This is a genomic window from Rhodococcus sp. PML026, from assembly GCF_000963615.1.
In the GTDB taxonomy this organism is placed as follows: Bacteria; Actinomycetota; Actinomycetes; order Mycobacteriales; family Mycobacteriaceae; genus Rhodococcoides; species Rhodococcoides fascians.
Genome location: NZ_KQ031373.1, coordinates 879102 through 898424 on the forward strand (window position 1 = coordinate 879102; position 19323 = coordinate 898424).

At 64.8% G+C, this 19323-nt stretch carries 21 protein-coding genes; 8 read left to right on the forward strand and 13 right to left on the reverse strand.

Translation table 11 applies throughout. From position 1 onward, the window contains the following. Positions 1-147 precede the first annotated feature (147 nt). Genes VF34_RS14890 through VF34_RS14905 form a run of 4 tightly spaced genes read left to right on the forward strand, consistent with a single transcriptional unit; the run spans position 148 to position 2777 of the window. Positions 148-849 (forward strand): TetR/AcrR family transcriptional regulator, encoded by a 702-nt coding sequence (locus tag VF34_RS14890; RefSeq protein WP_032367727.1) that lies wholly within the window; start codon positions 148-150, stop codon positions 847-849. Beyond that, positions 846-1511: an SDR family NAD(P)-dependent oxidoreductase gene (locus tag VF34_RS14895; protein WP_032367728.1), complete on the forward strand. Its 666-nt coding sequence runs from the start codon at positions 846-848 to the stop codon at positions 1509-1511. Before VF34_RS14890 ends, VF34_RS14895 begins: the two co-directional genes overlap by 4 nt. A gap of 14 nt (positions 1512-1525) precedes the next feature. Next, a complete protein-coding gene (locus VF34_RS14900; RefSeq protein WP_032373485.1) occupies positions 1526-1966 on the forward strand; it encodes a cupin domain-containing protein in 441 nt (146 codons plus the stop codon). Then, positions 1959-2777 carry a spermidine synthase gene (locus VF34_RS14905; RefSeq protein WP_032373486.1) on the forward strand — a complete coding sequence of 273 codons (819 nt, stop codon included), beginning with the start codon at positions 1959-1961 and terminating at the stop codon, positions 2775-2777. Before VF34_RS14900 ends, VF34_RS14905 begins: the two co-directional genes overlap by 8 nt. A 22-nt stretch (positions 2778-2799) precedes the next feature. On the opposite strand, the gene VF34_RS14910 is transcribed toward VF34_RS14905, so the two are convergent. Beyond that, positions 2800-4152, reverse strand: a complete 1353-nt coding sequence (locus VF34_RS14910; RefSeq protein WP_176457184.1) for an 8-oxoguanine deaminase — start codon at positions 4150-4152, stop codon at positions 2800-2802. A gap of 81 nt (positions 4153-4233) precedes the next feature. Between VF34_RS14910 and VF34_RS14915 the strand changes: the two genes are divergently transcribed. Continuing rightward, positions 4234-4530, forward strand: coding sequence for a putative quinol monooxygenase (locus VF34_RS14915; RefSeq protein ID WP_027495153.1), 297 nt, complete (start codon positions 4234-4236; stop codon positions 4528-4530). Here VF34_RS14915 and VF34_RS14920 read toward each other — a convergent pair. From VF34_RS14920 to VF34_RS14935, 4 genes are read right to left on the reverse strand one after another with little or no spacing between them, the layout of a single operon-like run. Beyond that, positions 4508-6328 carry a bifunctional diguanylate cyclase/phosphodiesterase gene (locus VF34_RS14920; RefSeq protein ID WP_230595188.1) on the reverse strand — a complete coding sequence of 607 codons (1821 nt, stop codon included), beginning with the start codon at positions 6326-6328 and terminating at the stop codon, positions 4508-4510. The genes VF34_RS14915 and VF34_RS14920 overlap by 23 nt on opposite strands. Positions 6329-6383: 55 nt before the next feature. Continuing rightward, positions 6384-8753 carry a lysylphosphatidylglycerol synthase transmembrane domain-containing protein gene (locus VF34_RS14925; RefSeq protein WP_032373487.1) on the reverse strand — a complete coding sequence of 790 codons (2370 nt, stop codon included), beginning with the start codon at positions 8751-8753 and terminating at the stop codon, positions 6384-6386. Between the two features lie 9 nt (positions 8754-8762). Beyond that, positions 8763-9350 (reverse strand): GNAT family N-acetyltransferase, encoded by a 588-nt coding sequence (locus VF34_RS14930; RefSeq protein ID WP_032367733.1) that lies wholly within the window; start codon positions 9348-9350, stop codon positions 8763-8765. Next, entirely contained in the window at positions 9319-10602 is a 1284-nt protein-coding gene (locus VF34_RS14935) for an MFS transporter (RefSeq protein WP_032373488.1), read from the reverse strand. Before VF34_RS14935 ends, VF34_RS14930 begins: the two co-directional genes overlap by 32 nt. Before the next feature lie 87 nt (positions 10603-10689). Here VF34_RS14935 and VF34_RS14940 point away from each other — a divergent pair, with 87 nt between their 5' ends. Together VF34_RS14940 and VF34_RS14945 are read left to right on the forward strand one after the other, a co-directional pair. After that, entirely contained in the window at positions 10690-11004 is a 315-nt protein-coding gene (locus VF34_RS14940) for an ArsR/SmtB family transcription factor (RefSeq protein ID WP_027495157.1), read from the forward strand. A 34-nt stretch (positions 11005-11038) separates the two neighbouring features. Further along, a complete protein-coding gene (locus VF34_RS14945; protein ID WP_045841724.1) occupies positions 11039-12208 on the forward strand; it encodes a macrolide family glycosyltransferase in 1170 nt (389 codons plus the stop codon). Here the strand turns inward: VF34_RS14945 and VF34_RS14950 are convergent. From VF34_RS14950 to VF34_RS14975, 6 genes are all read right to left on the reverse strand, one after another. Further along, positions 12201-12659 (reverse strand): hypothetical protein, encoded by a 459-nt coding sequence (locus tag VF34_RS14950; RefSeq protein WP_052718678.1) that lies wholly within the window; start codon positions 12657-12659, stop codon positions 12201-12203. The genes VF34_RS14945 and VF34_RS14950 overlap by 8 nt on opposite strands. Before the next feature lie 19 nt (positions 12660-12678). Next, a complete protein-coding gene (locus VF34_RS14955) occupies positions 12679-13002 on the reverse strand; it encodes a hypothetical protein (protein ID WP_032373490.1) in 324 nt (107 codons plus the stop codon). 57 nt (positions 13003-13059) lie between these two features. Continuing rightward, positions 13060-13803 carry an AIM24 family protein gene (locus VF34_RS14960; protein WP_027495161.1) on the reverse strand — a complete coding sequence of 248 codons (744 nt, stop codon included), beginning with the start codon at positions 13801-13803 and terminating at the stop codon, positions 13060-13062. 9 nt (positions 13804-13812) lie between these two features. Then, entirely contained in the window at positions 13813-14490 is a 678-nt protein-coding gene (locus VF34_RS14965; RefSeq protein WP_027495162.1) for an AIM24 family protein, read from the reverse strand. A gap of 1 nt (position 14491) precedes the next feature. After that, positions 14492-15100: an AIM24 family protein gene (locus tag VF34_RS14970; protein ID WP_027495163.1), complete on the reverse strand. Its 609-nt coding sequence runs from the start codon at positions 15098-15100 to the stop codon at positions 14492-14494. A gap of 65 nt (positions 15101-15165) precedes the next feature. After that, entirely contained in the window at positions 15166-16143 is a 978-nt protein-coding gene (locus VF34_RS14975) for an LLM class F420-dependent oxidoreductase (RefSeq protein ID WP_032368006.1), read from the reverse strand. A 59-nt stretch (positions 16144-16202) separates the two neighbouring features. On the opposite strand from VF34_RS14975, the gene VF34_RS14980 reads away from it, so the two are divergent. Then, entirely contained in the window at positions 16203-16580 is a 378-nt protein-coding gene (locus VF34_RS14980) for a VOC family protein (protein WP_027495165.1), read from the forward strand. Positions 16581-16590: 10 nt separating this feature from the next. Here VF34_RS14980 and VF34_RS14985 read toward each other — a convergent pair whose 3' ends face one another. Both VF34_RS14985 and VF34_RS14990 read right to left on the reverse strand, forming a co-directional pair. Beyond that, the gene (locus tag VF34_RS14985; RefSeq protein WP_052062932.1) at positions 16591-17730 is read right to left on the reverse strand and encodes a S1C family serine protease; all 1140 of its coding nucleotides are present in this window, start codon (positions 17728-17730) and stop codon (positions 16591-16593) included. Positions 17731-17768: 38 nt separating this feature from the next. After that, a complete protein-coding gene (locus tag VF34_RS14990; RefSeq protein WP_045841596.1) occupies positions 17769-19313 on the reverse strand; it encodes a metallophosphoesterase in 1545 nt (514 codons plus the stop codon). Between the last annotated feature and the right edge of the window lie 10 nt (positions 19314-19323).

Consider the following 19323-nt stretch of genomic DNA (forward strand, 5'->3'; position numbering starts at 1 on the left):
GCTGCATCGCCGAGGCGGGTTTCTGTCAGTTGATAGTTTTCGGCACCGCCGTTCCCGGGCGGTGTCCGCCGTGAAACAAGCTCGTTTCGTCTATTTCGATCAGATGACAGAAATCTCACCGTCACGTGGACCTGACAAGATGCAGTCATGACCGGCGCAGGCAGACCACGGCTGAGCACAAAGAAGCGGGCAGGAGACACCGCTCGCGAGGAAATACTCGACGCCTCGGCTGAGCTGTTCACCACGCGCGGATTCACCAACACCTCGACCCGCGTCATCGCCGACGCCGTTGGATTGCGTCAGGCCTCGCTCTATCACCACTTCGCCACCAAGGACGACATCCTCGACGCCCTGCTCAGTGGCACCGTCGACGCGCCGTTGGCCGTTGCGCAGCGAATCCACGATTCCGGAGCCGAGGCCCCGACCCAGATGTACGCCCTCGCCTACTTCGACGCCGGGCAGCTGGCCGCGTCCACCTGGAATCTGGGCGCCCTCTACCTGCTGCCCGAGTTGCGCAGTGAGCGTTTCGAGGCCTTTCGAGACCACCGCTACACACTGATGAGCCTGTATGCGGCCATCGCGTCCGACACGGTGGTTCAGCTCGGTTCCGAGCGTCGGCCGGGCACCGAGGACCTGCCGTTTCGCCTGGTGGAGACCGTGGTGAACGCGCGTGCCGACCGCGAGAACGGACGCCGCGACCCGACGGTGGATGCGGCGGGGATTGCCGAGGCCGCCCTGCGGGTGCTCGGCTGGACCGCGGATGTCACCGCGTTGCACGACAGTGCGGAAGCCCTGCTCGAGACGGTCGTCGGAATAGTCGAGGATTCTCGCTCCTTGCATTCGACATGACATCGATAGCAATAGTCGGAGCAGGTGCAGGTCTCGGAGCAGCAGTGGCGCGTAAGTTCGGCGCGGAGGGCTTCTCGGTCGGCCTCATCTCCCGCAACCGGTCCCGTGTCGACGCACTCGCTGATCAGCTCGCTGCCGACGGTGTATCCGCCAAGGGATTCGTCGCCGATGTGCGCGATCCGGCCTCCATCGCCGCAGCGCTCGAGCAGGTCACAGAAACCCTCGGCCCCATCGAGGTGCTGCAGTACAGCCCGCTTCCGCAGAAGGACTTCATGCGGCCCGTGCTCGAGACCACCCCGGCCGACATGGTCGGTCCGGTCGAGTTCTCCATCTACGGACCCATCGCCGCCGTTCATCAGGTGCTGCCGGGAATGCGCTTCCTCGGCAAGAACAAGGGCACGATCCTGTTCGTCAACGGCGGCTCTGCCGTGAAGCCCGGTCGTACCGTCACCGGCACATCCATCGCGTTCGCAGGTCAGGCCGCCTATGCGCAGCTGCTCAACGAGGAGTTGGCCGCGGAGGGAATCCAGGTGTCGCAGTTGATCATCGGTGGTGCCATCGACGGTAGCGATCCGCAGAAGAGCCCGGAGGCTCTCGCCGAGCAGCTGTGGAGCCTGCACACCGAGCGCGACAGGTTCCGGGTTCAGGTCGCCACGGACTGACTAGGCTTGCCGGCATGACATCGTTGCCCGACTGGGCTCAGAGCCTGGACCTTGCACCCCACCCGGAGGGTGGATGGTTCAAGGAGACCTGGCGCAGCGAGGTCACGATTCCACAGGCAGCTCTGCCCGACGGTTATCCCGGTCCCCGCGTGGCAGGGACGGCAATTCTGTTCCTGCTCATGCCCGGTCAGCAGTCGGCCTGGCACACCGTTCGCGGCACCGAGATGTGGCTCTATCACCGGGGCAGTCCGGTGCAACTCGACCTGGGCAGTGATGGAACCCAGCCGGGTGAGGTGACCTCGCTGCTGGTTGCACCCGAATCTCCGCAGCAGATCGTGCCACCGTCGGTGTGGCAGCGGGCGCGTCCGATGGGCGACGAGCCGAGCTTGGTCAGCTGCACCGTCACCCCGGGATTCGATTTCGAGGACTTCCGGCTCGAGGACTCCCATGGGTAGGAAGCGTGAGTCCGCTGGAGGGCTGAAGCCCGGCCTGTTCGAAATCGACTCGGGCACCTGCGAACTGGTGCGCGATACCTTCTCCGACGACGGGTGGGTCGTCAACGTGAACGACGTCCCGAGCTCGCACATCGACATGAACGACCCGACCGTGCTGGAGTTCGAGTACATGCGGTGGATCTCGGGACTGGTTCGGGCGCAATGGGATTCGAGCTTCGCGCTGCGGGCGCTGCATCTCGGGGGCGGGGCCTGCACGCTGGCGCGCTCGTTCACCGCCGAGTTCCCCGGTGCACGTCAGGTGGTGGTGGAGCTCGACGGGAAGCTCTCGGAGCTGGTTCGTGAATGGTTCGACTTGCCGCGGGCACCGCTGCTGCGTATCCGCGTGGGTGAAGCCAGAGCGGTCACCGAGACCTTGAGTGAGAACAGTCGTGACCTGATCGTGCGAGATGTGTTCGCGGGAGCGGTTACTCCGCCTCCGCTGCTCACCGCCGAGTTCACCGAGCATGTTCGACGCGTTCTCTCGCCCGCCGGCATGTACGTCGTCAACTGCGGTGATCGACGCGATCTCTCGCTCGCGAAGCAGGAGGCGTCGACCGTCGGAAGTATCTTTCCGCACACGGCTATCGTCGCCGATCCTGCGATGCTCAAGGGCAGGCGCTACGGCAACATCATCATTGCCGGCAGTGACGTCCCGATCGGAGACTCCCCGGCTCTGGCGCGGGAGCTTCTCGGCGGAGCAGTTCCGGCGCATGTGTGGTTGACCGACGAGGTCACGACTTTCGCGCGTGATGCAAAGGTGTTGCGGGATTGAAGTACTGGGTTCCAAGACCCGCTCACAGCACGTCCTGCGCGAGTGTCATCAGGCGACGGTGCGCATCGGCTCCGGCGCGGCCTATTTCGTCCTGCGGTGCGCTGATCAGGACGTCGTTCTCGACGATCGTTCGACCGCCCACCATCAAGCGAGCAAGCGGTGGCGTCTGCCCGTAGGCGAACGCGACCACAGGGTCGTCCACGGCCGAGTAGAAACCATCGGTGCGCCAGATGGCGATGTCGGCCAGCTTGCCGACCTCGAGCGAACCGATCTCGCTCTGCCGTCCCAGTACCTTTGCACCGCCCAGGGTTCCGATCTCGAGTGCCTGACGCGCGGTCAGTGCTGTCGGACCGTACTTGGCTCGCTGCATGTACATCGCCTGGCGGACCTCGCCGGCAAGCGGCACCATCTCGGCCGAAGCGGAACCGTCCACACCGAGGCCGACGGGTGCGCCGGCCGCGAGCAGGTCCGAGATTCGCGCGATGCCTGCGCCCAGACGTGCATTGGAACTCGGGCAGTGCGCAATGCCGGTGCCGGTGGCCGCCATCTTCGCGATGTCGGAGTCGTGCAGGTGTACCGCATGGGCGAACCACACGTCGTCACCGAGCCAGCCGACCTGCTCCATGTATTCGACCGGGGTGCAGTTCATCTGAGCGAGGCAATGCTCCTCCTCGTCCAGAGTCTCGGCCAGATGGGTGTGCAGCCGAACACCTTTTGCGCGGGCGAGTTGTACGGACTCGACGAGCAGTTGCTTGCTGATCGAGAACGGGGAGCACGGCGCGACGGCGATGCGGAGCATAGAGCCGAAGGCGGCGTCGTGATAGGTGTCGATGGCCTCGGCGGTAGCGGTGAGGATGTCGTCGAGCGTTTCGACCACCTCGTCGGGCGGCAGACCGCCGTCGGAGACACCCCGGTCCATCGAGCCGCGGCACGGCTGAAATCGGACGCCGATGCGCTGAGCCGCGTCGATCTCGGCGGCGAACAGGTCGCCCCGGCCCTTGGGGAAGATGTAGTGATGATCGGTGCTCGTCGTGCATCCCGATTTCGCCAGCCAGCCGAGGCCGGCAGCAGCTGCGCCACCGACGACCTCGGCATCCATCTTCGACCATGGCTTGTACAGCGCCACAAGCCATTCGAAGAGCGTGTTGTCCTTGGCGAGACCTTGAGAGGCCCACTGATAGAGGTGGTGATGGGTATTCACCAGTCCAGGCGTGACGAGGCAGCCGGACGCGTCGATGTTCTCTGCCCCGGCGAGGACCGGTGCCGAGCCGGATCCCACGGCGGTGATCTTCGTTCCTTCGATCACGAGATAGCCGGAGGGAATCTCGTCGCCGACAATGGGGGCGATATACGCATTGGAGATCACGGTGGTCATGTGTCGTCGGCCTTTCGAGTTGCTGCGACATCGTAAGCCCGCCGGAGCGTCGGCGCAGCGGAGCGGGTCTAGGGTGACGGTATGGCTCTCATTGCACAGTTGGATCTGACGTTCAAGCCCGAATCCCTCGCCGAAGCACGGGCGCTGCTGCGGACCGTTCTCGCGGACACCCGCGCGTTCGAGGGGTGCCTCGGCGTCGAGGTGTGGGTCGACGAAGAGAACGAAGCGCACGTCGTCGCGCACGAGACGTGGGAATCGGCGGAGGCCGACGCGAAGTACCGCGAGTTCCGCGCCGGACCGGGCAAGATCGTCGAATTGCCGCCGCTGCTCGCCGCAGCACCGTCGTTGACGAAATTCACCGTCGATTCCTCGGTGTAGCGGATTCGTCGATCCGGCCACCGGCCACGGTGGCCGGTTGTGGTCGACCGGTGAGGAACCCCTGCACCATGTCGGCACCGAGATCGGCCGCCACCCGCAATTCCGCGTCGGTCTCGACACCCTCCATGATCACGCCGGCACCGATCTGTCGGGCGAAGTCGATGATCGCCGTGGCCGCGGCGCGACGGAACGAGTCCCGATCGATTCCGTGCACGAGTGCGTAATCGATTTTGAGGGTGTCGGGCCTGAGCTCGACGATGTGGCGCATACCGGCGAATCCGGCTCCGACGTCGTCGATGGAGATTTGGACCCCCGCGTCGCGCAGACCCTCGATGGCGCGGGTCACCGCACGGTAGTCGTCGACGCGTTCGTGCTCGGTGATCTCGAGGTGGAAGGTTCGGGTTGCCAGATGCGGACGCAACCGGTCGAGTAGGTCGGTGGTGCGGATGGTGTCGGCCGACGCATTGAGCGACACGAACGGCCCCGGTGGCAGCAGGTGAACATCCGCTAGTGCCCGTTCCAGTGCGGCGCGTTCGAGCCGTGGACCGACGCCGGCCTCGGCTGCGTCGCGGTACCACGACAGGGGCGATCCGTGGCCGAACGGGAACCGCGACAGTGCCTCGTAGCCGACGGTCGAACCGGTGACCGTGTCGCAGATGGGCTGAAAAAAGATGTCGGGACCGCCGGATGCGATGAGCGCATCGATTCTCTGCCTGGCCTGTTCGCGGGCGTCCGCTGCGGACAGTCCCGTCTCCGGAAACTTTCCCGAGGTCCGTGCTTTGAAGCGATACATCTCGATGTCGGCGAGAGCGATCAACCGTCGGACCAGTACATGTAGGCCGGTGTCGGCGGGTGGCGTCTCCACGGCCGAGCCCACACTGGTGGTGAACGGCGGGCCGTCGAACGATTCCTCCAGCGATGCGCGAATCCTGTTGTCCGATTCGGCAATGGACTCTCTGGTTCCGACGCTGACGACCACGAACTCGTCGCCGCCGAGTCGTGCGACCGCGGACTTGTCCCCCACCGCATAGGACAGGCGACGGGCGACCTCGACGAGCACTGCGTCACCGGAGGGATGGCCGAACCTGTCGTTGATGTGCTTGAACCGATCGATGTCGAGGACGGTCACTCCGACCGCTTGCTGTGCGCGATCCTCGGCTGGGGACAGGCGCAACGAGTCGACGGTATCGAGCAGCCCACGTCGGTTCCACAGGCCGGTCAACGGATCTCGCAATGCCCTCGCCGCGCTCGTTCGCAGCTGACCGATGTACGACTTGATCATGAAGGGTGCGGCGTAGAGGGATCCGATGGTGACCATTCGAGAAGTGGTGGACCATGGATCGGCGCCCTCGGAGACAGCCAGAGCAGCGAGGCCCGCGAGGGTCAGTGCGCCGATTGCCAAGTGAATCAACATGACACGGTGCGAGCTCGCGACGACGATGAACGCCGCGACGATCGAGAACATCGCGCAGCCCGGCATCGCGTCGAAGTGGGTTTGGAAGGCGAACAGAACGGTCACGATGCCGACGTCGGCGTAGAGGATGTAGACGATCGCCATCCTCGGGGACGCCCACGGCCGGAGGTACCAGGCAATCGCCACCGGCACCGTGGTGACGGACGCCAGGAGCACGGCGATCGACATGGGGTCGGAGAACTGACCGGCGGGGACCATCAGGGCCCCGGCGAGGCCGAACGTGAGCGTCATTCCGCTGATGAACAGCCGCACCCAGCGTTCCTCCGCGGTGGGTGCGAAGTCTCCCGGTTCGGAAATGGTGACGCCCTCCGTAGAACCAGCCACTAACCTGCGTGAACGCTAGCACCCACAACGGGCGCCGTAGTGGGGATGCAGCCGTTCAGACCATGTCGTGCTTGGTGAGCCAGCGCAACGTCGGCCAGCCGAGAAACACCGGTAACCAGCAGGTCAGTACGCGATAGAGCAGCACGGACGGGACTGCGATGGAGGCGGGGAGACCGAACGCGGCAAGCCCGCCGATGAGGGCTGCTTCCACGGCCCCCACACCGCCCGGCGTCGGGGCGGCCGAGGCCAATGTGCCACCGATCATCGTCACCACTGTCACCGTCACGAACGTCGTTCCGCCGCCGAACGCCTCGACACTCGCCCACAGGGCGAGCGCAGCACCCAAAGTGGTTGCGGCGCAACCCAATATGATGATCGAGAACCGTTTCGGGTCGCGGGCGAGTTCGCCGAGCTCGGTGAGCACTTCGGCAACCTGGGGCCGGACGGCCACTTTCAGCCACAGTCGCAGCTTGGGCACGAACATGAAGGTCCCGACGACTCCGAATGCGACGCCGGCGATGAGGTACAGCACGGTGTTGCCCGGCACCATGTTGGACAGCCCCGACGACGTTCCGGCGACGACGCTGAAGAAGATCAACAGGCTGACATGGGTGATCACCTGAACCGACTGTTGCAGTGCCACAGCGGCCGTCGCGCGGACGGTACCCAATCCACCCTTTTGCAGAAAGCGAACGCTCAGGGCCAGGCCACCGACGCCCGCAGGTGTCGTGGTCGCGGCAAAAGTGTTCGCTACCTGCATGATCGTCAGATTCCGGAAGCTGACCTTGCCGAATGCGCAGGCCCACAATGCGGCACCCGCACCGATGTAGGTCAGTGCGGAAACGGCCAGACCGAGAAGTGCCCACCACCAGTCGACCGAGCCCAATTCGACGACGAACGCGGGAACTGCACTGATGAACGGGTAGGCGACGTAGACCAATCCGATCAGCAACACGAGCGAGATGATCTGGTTGCGACTGAACCGAGTGACCTGCTCGGCCTCGATACTCGCGGCGCCGGTCTGATCGAGCACTTCGAGCCGGACGGACTTCATCGTCTTCCCGGCATCGGCAACCGACTGGCGCACCCGAAGGGGGATGGCGGACTTGGTCAATCGACCGGACGCCGCGATCACGACGTCGATTCCCAATACCTCGACGGCGGTGGCCACGGCGCGATGGGAGCCGAAAAGGTCTGCGGTGGTGAGTAACAGCTGTGCGACGTCGGATTGCATCTGGGCGTCCGACGCGCCGAGTTCTGCGTGCCCGAACCCGCAGAACAGTGCCGCGCCGTTGTGGAGCCGCAGTTCACCCCGATGCAGGTCACCGTGCGAGATCTGGTTCTCGTGCAACGTGTTCAGAGCCGACCAGAGAGCTCTGAGCGCGGCATCGTCGAGCTCGGCTTCGATGGGGTCGCCGATGGGCTGGCTGTGTGCGTACAACGTCCAGCCGCGGTCGAGTGCTGCTACCGCCAACGGGTCGCTGCCTGCGGCGTTCATACTCTTGATGGCCAGGCCCATCAATGCGCGATGCTCGACGGCGCGGCGCATGGACGCGTGCAACGGCGCTGTCTCGCTGCCGCGGCGGGTGATCCATCGCCAGAACTGGCGCAGCGCACCGCCACTGCGTTGGTTCTGTCCGTAGAGCTCGACCACCACATCGGCGTCCGGGGTGTGTGCGTTCAGCACCAACGGGCCCGGGCCCGCAGGGCGCACGACGGTGAAGCTGCGGACGTCGACGCCCCGGCTGCGGAACAGGCGCACGGCCGCGTCGAGTGGAACCTCCAGTGCCGGGGTGCCGACCAGCAGCACGATGATCGCACCGACGAGCCAACCGACGGCCAGCCCGAGCAGCGAACGGGCCGGGACCACCGTGGACACGACCAGGTGTATCGGTACGAAGGCGAGCAGCAGTGCCCACCATGCTCGACGCCACCGCGCGGGCAGGCCCGGGCCCGACACCGTGAGCGCCGCGGCGAGCATGGCGATCCAACGTGAATCGTCGAGGAATTGCGACAGGAACGTGTCGAGTCGCTCGGGCACGTCCAGGTCCCACGTCGGAGTCGAGATTCCGGTACCGGTGATGGACAGAGCCAGCGCGGCGATCAGAGCTGCTGCCGCGTACCCGGCCAACAGTTTCCATTTGCGTCCGGCGATCAGCCCGATCAACACCCCGAACGGGAGGGCGAGGATCGCGACGCCGTAGACGATGTAGACAGCGTTGGACTGATCGGGGCTGAGCACGCCGACGATGTTGGACACCGATTGTTCGAGTGCATCCCACTGATTTCGGGTGATGAGCGAGCCGGCGATGACCAAGCTCAAGAACACCGAGGCGGCAACGACCCGAATGATGTCACTGGTTCTTCTCACCAGCGGCTGCAGCAGGTTTCCCGCTACGGGAACGTCCCGCCCATCCACGCGCATGGGCTCAACTTACCGTGCGGTACGTCGACGGAGTTCGTTGCGCACGGCGGGCCATTCGGATTCGATGATCGAGAACACGACGGTGTCGCGCAGTGAACCGTCGGCCATGCGTTGGTGATTGCGCAGAATGCCGTCCTGCTTGGCTCCGAGTTTCGCGATGGCCGTCCGCGATTGGAGGTTCATCCAGTGGGTGCGGAATTCCACCGCGATACAACCGAGTTCCTCGAAAGCGTGCGTCAGCAACAGGAGTTTGCTCGACGCGTTGGTACCGGTTCCGTGGGCGGAGCGCGCATTCCAGGTGTACCCGATCTCGACGCGACGGTTGTTCGCATCGACGTTGCAGAAGGTCGTCGCGCCGAGAATCTGCCCGGTATCGTTGCGCCGCAAAGTGAATGGAAGCATGGTTCCCGCGTCGAGCAGTCCGAGCCGGCGATCTATCTCTGCGGCCATGTCTTCCGGTTTCGGAACGCTCGTGTACCAGAGGTTCCAGAGCTCGCCGTCGCGGGCGGCATCGCACAGCCCCTCGAGGTGATCGCGGCTCAGCGGCTCGAGGGTCACGAGGTCGTCAGTGAGGGTCACCGGTTGCAGAAAGGACATTGGCCGACGATACGTCCCGGCGTGGTGTTCGCAACAGCGAGAAGATCACCGCCGCGGTCACGACGAGAGCTACGACGACGATCGACACGACCTCGGTGTAGGCGTGCGCGTAGGCGTCGGCAAACCCGGGTCGTCCGGCTGCTGCGGCGTCGGCGTCGGCTCGGTCGGGTAGCTCGCCGCGGACCAGGACGGTCAACAACCAGGCATATCCGGCCACCATCAGGGCCTCGCTGCCGATGCGAAACAGGTTCAGCACGCCCGCAGCGGTACCGCTGCTGTGCGGCGGTACCGCAGCCAGTGCCTCGCCGTCCACCAAGCCGATCGGGAGTCCGAATCCGAGCCCCAACGCGATCATCGGGACCACGACGGCACCGAGCGGGACACCTGGTTGCAGTGCCAGCATGCCCAGATTGCCGAGGACGAGGCAGCCGAGGCTGACCAGCACGACCCGAGTGGGGGTGATGGCGTCGAACATGCGGCTCAGGCGGGCAACGGTCAGCGGAGCGAGCAGAACGGGGATGGTCATGGCCAGCATGAACACTCCGGCAAGCCCCGGCGTCAGCGACGCGACAGCGCTCAGCGCAGCGGGCAGATACGTGAGCAGCGTGACGAATCCGATGGCTCCGGCCACCGGAACGAGGCACAGGGCCAGGAATCTCCGGTTGCGCAGTAGCGAGAAATCGAGCAGGCGGTGCGCCGTCGATTCGGTTCGCAGAGGCGGCAGAGCGACAGTTCCGATGGCCGCCGCAGCCAGGACGACCGCCTGGGCGGCGAACACGCCCCGCCACTCGAACGCCGCGACGAGCAGCCCGGAGATGGTGGGCCCGAGTGCCAGACCGAGACCGTTCACGGTGCCGAACAGTGCGAACGCGGTTGCTCTGGCCGTGCCGTGGAAGTGAAGCGAGAGAATGGAAGTGGAGCCCACCAGAACCGCTGCGGCTCCGATGCCCGCGAACACCCGCGCGACATCGAGTAGGTACAACGACGGCGCGACGGCGCTGACCGCACTCGCGACGGCCGTCAGCACCACCCCGATGCGGAACGACGTGCGGTGACCGATTCGATCCGACACCGCGCCCCAGACGACGGTGAACAGCGCGAACGCGATGTTGAAGCCGTTGACGACCCACTGCAGAGGCGTCGGATCGGTGCCGAGGTCGCCGGCGATGACCGGGAGGGCGAGTGCAGTACCCGAGATGGACATCGGTACGACGAATTGAGCCGCGAGTACGACCGGTAGCACTGCTTTCATGTGTCCCCCTGAACCGTAGGTACGATGGTTGTCGTACTAGACCAGGTTTAAAGGTACGGCGCAAGTCGTACCTTGTAGGAGGAGCGCATGGCGGACAAGGACGGGCATCCCGAGCCCGAGGAAATGCAACTGGGTGCGGTGATGTCCGCGTTGGCCGATCCGTTGCGTCGCCAGGTGGTCACCGAACTCGTCGGCGACGACGACGGAGCCGAGCGGACGTGTATGTCGTTCGAGCTCGGTGTCACCAAATCGACTCTGACGCACCATTTTCGAGTGCTACGCGAGGCAGGCCTGGTGTTCCAGGTCGATCGCGGAAACAGTCGCAAAGTGACGCTGCGCCGCCACGAGCTCGAAGAGCGATTCCCCGGTCTGCTCGATCTGATCGCCAACGAAAACCGGTAGCCCCGCACCCTCTCCGCGTCCTACGGTGGGCGGCATGCACTTCGCGATGATCGGCACGACGGCGCCGAGTCACATCTACCCCTCGCTTGCCGTCGTCGCCGAATTGGTCCGACGCGGGCATCGTGTCACCTATGCCGTCGGTGAGTCGTTGCGGCACTTGGTGGAACCGGCTGGAGTCGAGGTGGTGGCGTTCCCCTCGATACTTCCCGACGGTGAGGGCTCCTGGCCGGACGACCCGGCGTCGGCGATGCAGGTGTTCCTCGACGAAGCGATCGCGTCCTTTCCCGTGCTCACCGCGTTCTACGACGACGATCAGCCGGATGTGATCCTCTACGACATCGGCGGCCTGACCGCCCCGATCCTCGGCGTCCGGTACGGGGTGACGGCCGTGCAGCTCTCCCCCACGTACGTCGCCTGGGACGGCTACATCGAGGATCTCGGTGACGGGATGACCTCTATCCGCGAGTCGACAACCGGAGTTGCGTATCGCGATACCTATGCGACCTGGTTGCGAGAGAACGACATCGACGCAGACCCGTGGGACTGGATCACGTACCCGGAGCACTGCCTGTCGTTGATCCCGAAAGTGATGCAGCCGAACGCCGATCGAGTCCCCAGCTCGGTGCAGTTCGTCGGCCCGTGTCTCGATCCGGTGCGACTGCACGACCGATCGTGGTCCGCGCCCGAGGGGCCCGTTCTCTACGTATCGTTCGGCACCGGGTACAACGAACGCCCCGACTTCTACCGGCTGTGCATCGAGACGTTCGCGAACACGGACTGGCACGTGGTGATCTCCATCGGCCGTCGCGTCGACCCCGCCGTACTTGGGGATCTATCCGCGAATGTCGAGGTCCACGAACATGTTCCGCAGCTCGCGGTGCTCGACGCCGCCACCGTGTTCGTCACCCACGCCGGAATGGGTGGGTGCACCGAAGCCCTGTGGTTCGGCGTACCGACAGTTGCCCTACCGCAGGCGGTCGACCAATTCGGCAACGCGGCGATGCTCACCGAACTCGGGGTGGGAGTGCACGTCGACTTCGACGGGGTGACGGCGACAGGACTGCGCCACGCCGTCGAACAAGCCCGGGGACTCGCGCCGCGCGCACGCGAGATCAGCGCCGAGGTACGTGCGCACGGCGGCGTCGACCAGGCCGCGAATGCGATCGAAGCATTCGGCGTCGATGCCGGCGGAGCGGCTACGTAGCCAGCGTCGCCAATTCCTCGAACGTCTCGGCGTACGTGTCGCGGACCTGATCCCAGGAAGCCGTCATCTCCACACTCTCCGGACCGGCGATCGGCAGCGCATAGCCGTACTGCGAGCGCGGCACCGGGCTACCGGGCAGAACGAGTACCTGCGTGAATGCCGCAGAATCGGGGTTGAACGTCAGAGTGTGCGAGGCGACGTTGCGTCCCCAATCCTCCGACGGCCACGACAGGAAGATCACGTGCCGAGGACTCTCGGCGGGGTCGGTGTACGAGACGTAGCTTCCGTAATGGTCTTCTCCCGGAGACATGATCTTGTACGCGCCGTTGTCGGTGTAGATCAACAACGCCTCGGCGAACGGCTTCTGATCGAACAGTGCGGTGTACCTCAGCGCCTGAACGAACACGGGCCGGCCCAACGGAATCGAGATTGCATCCTGCTGTGTAGTCACGAGAATCAAAGGTACCGATTCAGTCCTCCAGAACGCTGACGCTCACGCCGTAGGGCAGGAAACGAACCCGTCGACGCGGGTCGGTGTTGTCCTTGTGTGCCCGCAGCGCATCGAGTTCGGTGGCGTAGAGCTGATCGATCTGCGCCGAGCCGGCATCGTCGACGCTGTAGATCGCCCAGACGCCATCACCCTTCTGGCCTGTGGTTTCCGGCTCCGGCGGGGCTTTGGGTGCTCCCGTGTCGGCGAACAGCGAGCCGACCACCTCGCGCAGGCCCTCGGTTGCTTCACGCGCGAACTTGTCGAAGTCGTCGGATCCGAATCCGAAGGGTCCCTGGTTGGCCATGGCGCTACCTCCTGAGTGAAACTCCAGTATGCGCGCTTTCTCCGAACGGACGAGAAGCTACTGCTGCAGTCGGGCCCCGATGGTGTTGTGCAGAGCCCGCAGTGAGTTCTGGCCGAGCGAGACCGTCTGCGATTCGATGTGCCGCAACAGGTGGGTGTCGTTCAAAACCTTCTCGCTCGACTGGATCAGCACGGTGCCGGCGCCGGTGAAATCGAACTGACGCTCTTCGCCGCTGTTGGCCCCGAGGAATCCGCGCGCGGCGCCGAGGAAGTTCTGCATCCAGGCGGCATCGAAGTGATGCGAGGGTGACGGGCAATCTGCCCATCCGACAAGCGCTTCCGGGTCGATGCGTAGTGGCGGCTCGGCGAACATGACCGTGCCGTTGGACGAGGCCAAGAACTTACCGGTACCGAGCAGGGTCAGGAAGCCGGGCACGATGGACTGCTTGAGGTCCAGAGTCGGCTCGAAGGCCAGCAGATTCGCGGCTCGGATCGTCAGGTTGCCGTCGTCGAGGTCGTAGCTGTTGATGTTGAAGCCGCGATCCCCGAGGATCAGCTTGCCCTGCCCCTGCGCCAGCACCCAGTCGTTCGAGTACAGCGGCGACGAGAACCGCGCCGCCACGATGGCGGGCATGGACGTCTGCCCGAGTGGTTCGAATCGGACGTTGCCGTAGTACGCGATCATCGCGCCTTTGGACGTGAACCACGGCTGGCCTGCGAGTTCGACGCAGAACGCATAGTCGTTGCCGGGCACGTTGTCGTTGACCGGCAGGGTGTACGGGGTGTGAATGTCCAAACTCATTGCCGCTCCCTAGAACTTCTGCTCGGACGCCTGCACCCACACGGTGCCCATGCCGGTCATCTTCAACTGGATCGCCTCGCCGCTGCCCTTACCGACGGCGTCACGCCAACCGACGTTGGCGGAGATGTCGACGTTGATGTTGCCGATGTGGCAGACGTACGCCTGCGGATCGACCACGACCATGGGGTTGTTGGGCCCGACCTGCAGCGGAGTCGCGCCGCCGTGCGAGAGAACCGCGACGCTGCCCTGGCCGGTGAGTTGCGTCGTGAACAGACCCTGCCCGGTCATGGCACCGCGCACTGCTCCGCGAACGCCGCCCTGGGAGGTGAGCGCAACGATGGAACTCTGCAGGTAGCCGTCGTGCACCAGGAGCCGGTCGGCCTCCACTGTGAGCATGGACGAGCCGTCGAGATGGATCACTTCGACGTACAGCCCGGCGTGGCCGTAGAAGACCTCGCCCTGACCCTCGGCGGCCATCATCGCCACGTGCTCGCCTGCCATCATGCGGCCGGCCATCCCCGCGACGCCGCTCATGCCGGGCATGGCACCCGCGCCGCCGCCCATGGAATGCGGGACGAACCGGACGTCGCCGGTGTAGTAGAGCATCGATCCGCGTCGAGCGAGCACGCTCTGATTCGGTGCCAGAACGGATTTGACGACTTTGCTGTTGACGAGTTCGAGCGGCACGTCAGCGCTCCTCGGGTTGGATGTAGACGACGCCCTGGCCGTCGAAGCGGAGGGAGAACGCCTCGCCGCTGCCGCCGCCGATGGCGGAGCGCCACGTGACGTCGGTGACGAAGCTCTGGTTGAGCTGTCCGCGATGGGCGACGAAGGCGTCGGGGTCGACGACGAGCGGGTACTGCGGGTCGACGGCGAGCGCGATGATCGGCCCACCCTTCGACAGCAATGCCACCGTCCCCGAGCCGCTGACGACGGTGGTGAAAAGCCCCTGCCCCGACGTCGCACCACGAAGGCCGGAGAACTTCACGTCCGTCTTCAATTGACCTGTGAGAGCCAGCAATTGAGACGATTCGACGTGCAGGTTGTCGCCCTGGACCTCCACGAGAGTGATGTCCTGGGCGTCGACGGCGAAGTACACGGTGCCTTTGCCGGACACGTCCATCAGCGACAACGACTCGCCGGTCACCTTTTGTTTGAGCGCGGCGCGAAAACCGCCGCCACCGCCCATGCCTGCGCTCTTGAAGGCGACATCGCCTTCGTAGGCAACCATCGAACCCGACATCGCGCGCAGAGAGTCACCGGTCAGGTCTGCGACCAAGACACGGTGCCCGTTCATCCTCAGCTGAGCCACGGGGGAACTATGCCACCGCTCGCACCCCCGCGGCTACTGCTGGAGAAAATCTAGACGAGCGGCTTCAGAGCCTTGCCCGCCAATTCGACGGCACCGGGCTGGTGTCCGTTGGTGATCAGGTTGATGATGACGCCGTCGATGCCCTGATCGAGTACGCGCTTCTGCACCTGCTCGGCGACATCGTCGGGGGTTCCGCAGAAGTGGCGGTCGGTGGCCTTCGCTGCGTCCTCCTCGGACAGGTTCGTCAGATCGAGGCCCTGCTTCAGCACGAACTCCCGCTGCAACTCCTTGGCCTTGTCGCCGTCCTCGTCGATGATGACGAAGGCGAGGAAGCTCGTCTCGAGATCCTTCGGATCGCGGTCGACTTCCTCGCACCGGGCCTGAACGGCGGCCATCTTGCGGGGCAGTTCGTTTGCGTCGCAGATGATGTTGAGGTGATCGGCGAACTGTGCGGCCAGGCCGAAGGTCTTCTTCTCGCCGCCACCACCCAACATGATCGGCAGATCATCGCGGATGCGGGGCTCGTTCATCGCGTTCTCGACCTGGTACCACAGGCCGTCGAACGTGGGACGCTGGCCGCGGAGCATGGGTTCGATGATCTGCAGGGCCTCGTCGAGGCGCTCGAATCGGTCGGTGAACGTACCGAATTCGAGTCCGAAGCTCTGATGCTCGAGTTCGTACCAGCCGGCACCGATACCGAGAATGGCCCGGCCGCCGCTGACGACGTCGAGCGTGGTGACGGTCTTGGCCAGGATCGCCGGGTTGCGATACGTGTTGCCGGTGACCAAGGCGGAGAGCTGGATGGTGTCGGTGGCCGTCGCGAGCGCCGACAGGGCGGAGTAGGCCTCGAGCATCGGCTCGTCGGGCTTTCCGATTCCGGGGAGTTGGTAGAAGTGATCCATCACGAATGCAGTGTCGAACCCGGCCGCTTCGGCCTCGCGCGCCTGCGCGATGACCTGGGGAAAGAGTTCCGCGACCGAACCGTCGTAGCTGAAGTTGGGCATCTGGTAACCGAGGCGAATAGTCACGGGAGCCACGCTACTCGGATATCGGCCCACAGCACGTGGGAGAGCGCGATAATTCGTCCATGACCACCATCGATCTGGCCCGAGCACCGTTCTCCGGATTCGCCGTCGACGACCTGCCGGCAGCTCGCACGTTCTACGCGGACACCCTCGGTCTCGAGGTGACCGAGAACGAGATGGGGATGCTCGAACTTCACCTGGGAGCTGCGGCGGTACTGATCTATCCCCGGCCCGGTCACGTGCCGGCGCAGTACACCATCCTCAATTTCCCGGTGACCGACATCGAGGCCGCAGTCGATGCATTGATCGCCAAAGGGGTGGTGTTCCAACAGTATCCGGACATGGGCACCGACGAGAAGGGGATCTTCCGGCACGGCGGACCGCTCATCGCCTGGTTCACCGATCCGGCGGGCAACGTGTTGTCGGTGCTGCAGGACTGAACTCGACCGCTCAGGCAGCCGGGGTTCCTTCCGTCAAAGCCGTTGTAGCGGAACGTCGTACGCCCTGGGGATCGACCCACTCGACGACGGCGACATCACCGGGGTGCCGTCCGATGAGGGCCTGGGCCAGATCCGAGGACGAACCGACACCGGCACCGTCGAAGGCGACGATCACATCGTCGCCGGACAGTCCGATTGCCGAGGCCGGAGAATCGGTAGCCACCGTCACCACCTCGGCACCCATCGCCGGCTTGTTGTCGAACACGGACACATCTCGCACCGACACCCCGAAGTACGGGGTCGGACCCACATGAACCGTCCCGCCGGACTGCCCCGTGACGACCTGATCGAGCACGGCAGCAGCCTCCGTGATGGGAACCGCATACGCCTCGGGGGCCTGCGGAGGCCTGCTCTCGGAGCCGGTGCGCGCCTCGTCCGAGAGGCCCGCTGTATTGACGCCCACCACACGACCCCAGGCATCGAACAGTGGGCCACCCGAATCACCCGCTCGCACATCGGCATCGACTCGAATCATCCGATCCAGAGTGTTCCGCGAACCGTCCACCGAACTACGGGTACGCACCTGCTGATCCAGAGCCGTCACCGCACCCGGGGCAGGCACCAGAACACCTGCGCCAGCGGCATTCCCGACGGCAGTGACCGCATCCCCCACCTCGGGAGGTGAGTCCGGAGCGAACTCGACCACCGGCAGGTCGGCCGCGGAAATCAACTGCATGACCGCCAGATCACGAGATTTGTCGTAACCGAGCACGGTGGCGTCGTAGATCAGTCCGTTGCCCATGTGCACGGCGCTGATCTCGGTCGCGTTTTCGACGACGTGAAAGTTGGTGAGCACCAGGCCGTCCGGGGCGACGACGAAGCCGGTACCTGCGACGCCGGAGTAGCCGGCCGTGGCCGAGATCGTGACGACGGTGGGGTTCACTCGCGCCGAGAGGTCCTCGAGAGTGAGCGGGGGCGGTTCGACGACGGGGACGGACGTGACCGCGGGGGCCTGCAGCTGGACGTCGGTGCCGACAATCCCGGGACTCAGCATTCCGGGACTCAGCACTCCGGGACTCAGCGGCGTGGCGAGGAACCAGACACCGGCGGCGACCAGCGTCAGTACCCACGCTCGCCCACCCGACTGCATGAAAACCGATTATGGTCCGATGCCGAGCGCCGTGCCAGTCAGTCTGCGATCACGGCTCGGGGAACGTCGGCGCGCAACGTGAAGTCGGTGACGAATTCGCCGTCTTCGGGGCCGTATCGATTCTTGATGTCGTAGCTCTCGACGTCGAATGCGTCGAGGGACGGCGAATGGGTGGTGACGGCCATCGAGCCGCCGTCGATATCGAACTGGAGCAGACGTTGGAAGCCGGTACTGCGTTCGCCGTCGACCTCGAAGTACTGGTAGTCGGCCAGCAGTTGCACGACGGTGCGGTCGGTCTCTCCCACGTGCTCGTCGACGACCGCGACCTGGCCGTCGACGTGCCCGGACAGGACGAGGAAGACGGTCTCGTGTGGAACGACCAGTCGATTCCAGATCTGTTGGCCGGAGCTCGACCCGATGTCGCCGAACCCCATCAGTTTCTTCTCGCCGAGTTCGTCGAGGTAGTAGTGCGTGCCGATGACGACATTGCGGTCGGGGTTCTCGTCGAGAACTCGTTCGGCCCACTGCATGACCTTCTCCGGCGGGTTGTAGCCGATGTACAGCATCAAGAATTTGGCACCCGCGATGTCGACCAGGTCGTAGTGCGCCGAATTGTCCTCGTCGGTGAACGAACCGCCCCAATAGGGTTGATCCCGATAACGCTGAGGGCCGAAGTACTCGTTGTAGAGCGCGTGGTTCTTCTCGTGCTCCCCCGGGACCAATTTGCCCGCAACGTTCCAGATGTTGTCGTGGTTACCGGGCAGAACGCCGTGGGCGATGCCCGCATCCTCGAGGATCTGCATCGATTCGCTGGCGGCCTCGAACTCCTTGCGCGCCTGAGTATCCGGACGCCCCGGGCTGATCCAGCTCTGAATCAGGTCGCCGGTGTGCATGCTGTAGTCGATCTTCAGCTCGTCGGCGTTGTCGGCGGTCCACTGCGTCATCTCCGAATACACACCGGGATCGTCGCGGGCTATGTACTGCGTGTCGGTGATGTGCTGAAGCGCGAAATCGTACGTGCTCGGATCGGCGAAGCTGCTGTCGGGGCGCGCGTTGGTTTCTGCGAAAGAACGATCTGCACGCGGGTTGTCGATGACCAGTACTTCGACAGTGCCTCTCTCGGTGGAGATCTCGGCATTCAGTTCCACCTGACCGCCGGGCGCAACCGGGTCGGCCGTGGCAATGGCCGGACCCCACGTGTTGCCCGACTCGTCCCATACATGCAACGCCAGATCGTTGGTGTTCACCGATCTGCCGGACCACGTCAGCGTCGCCGTGTCCGTACCCGGCGCGAACGTAGCGGTGTAGCGGAGGTAGGGATATTCGTCCCACCCCGAGGTTCGCATCTCCGTCGTCGACGATTCGACACCGACCTCGTGAGTCGGCGGATTCGGCGCGTCTGCGACACCCGCGACCATGGACGTGGTGATCGCCGCGGGCACCGTCGTCAATCCGATCCCCGGTACCGCAGCCGCCTGGCGAGGCGTCGGCTGGTCGCGGCGCTCGGCAGCCGCATCGGCGCCGGTGAGGGCGAGCAGCACACAGGTCAGCGCCAGGGAGCCGAATGCCGATGGGCGCTTCATGCCATCGAGG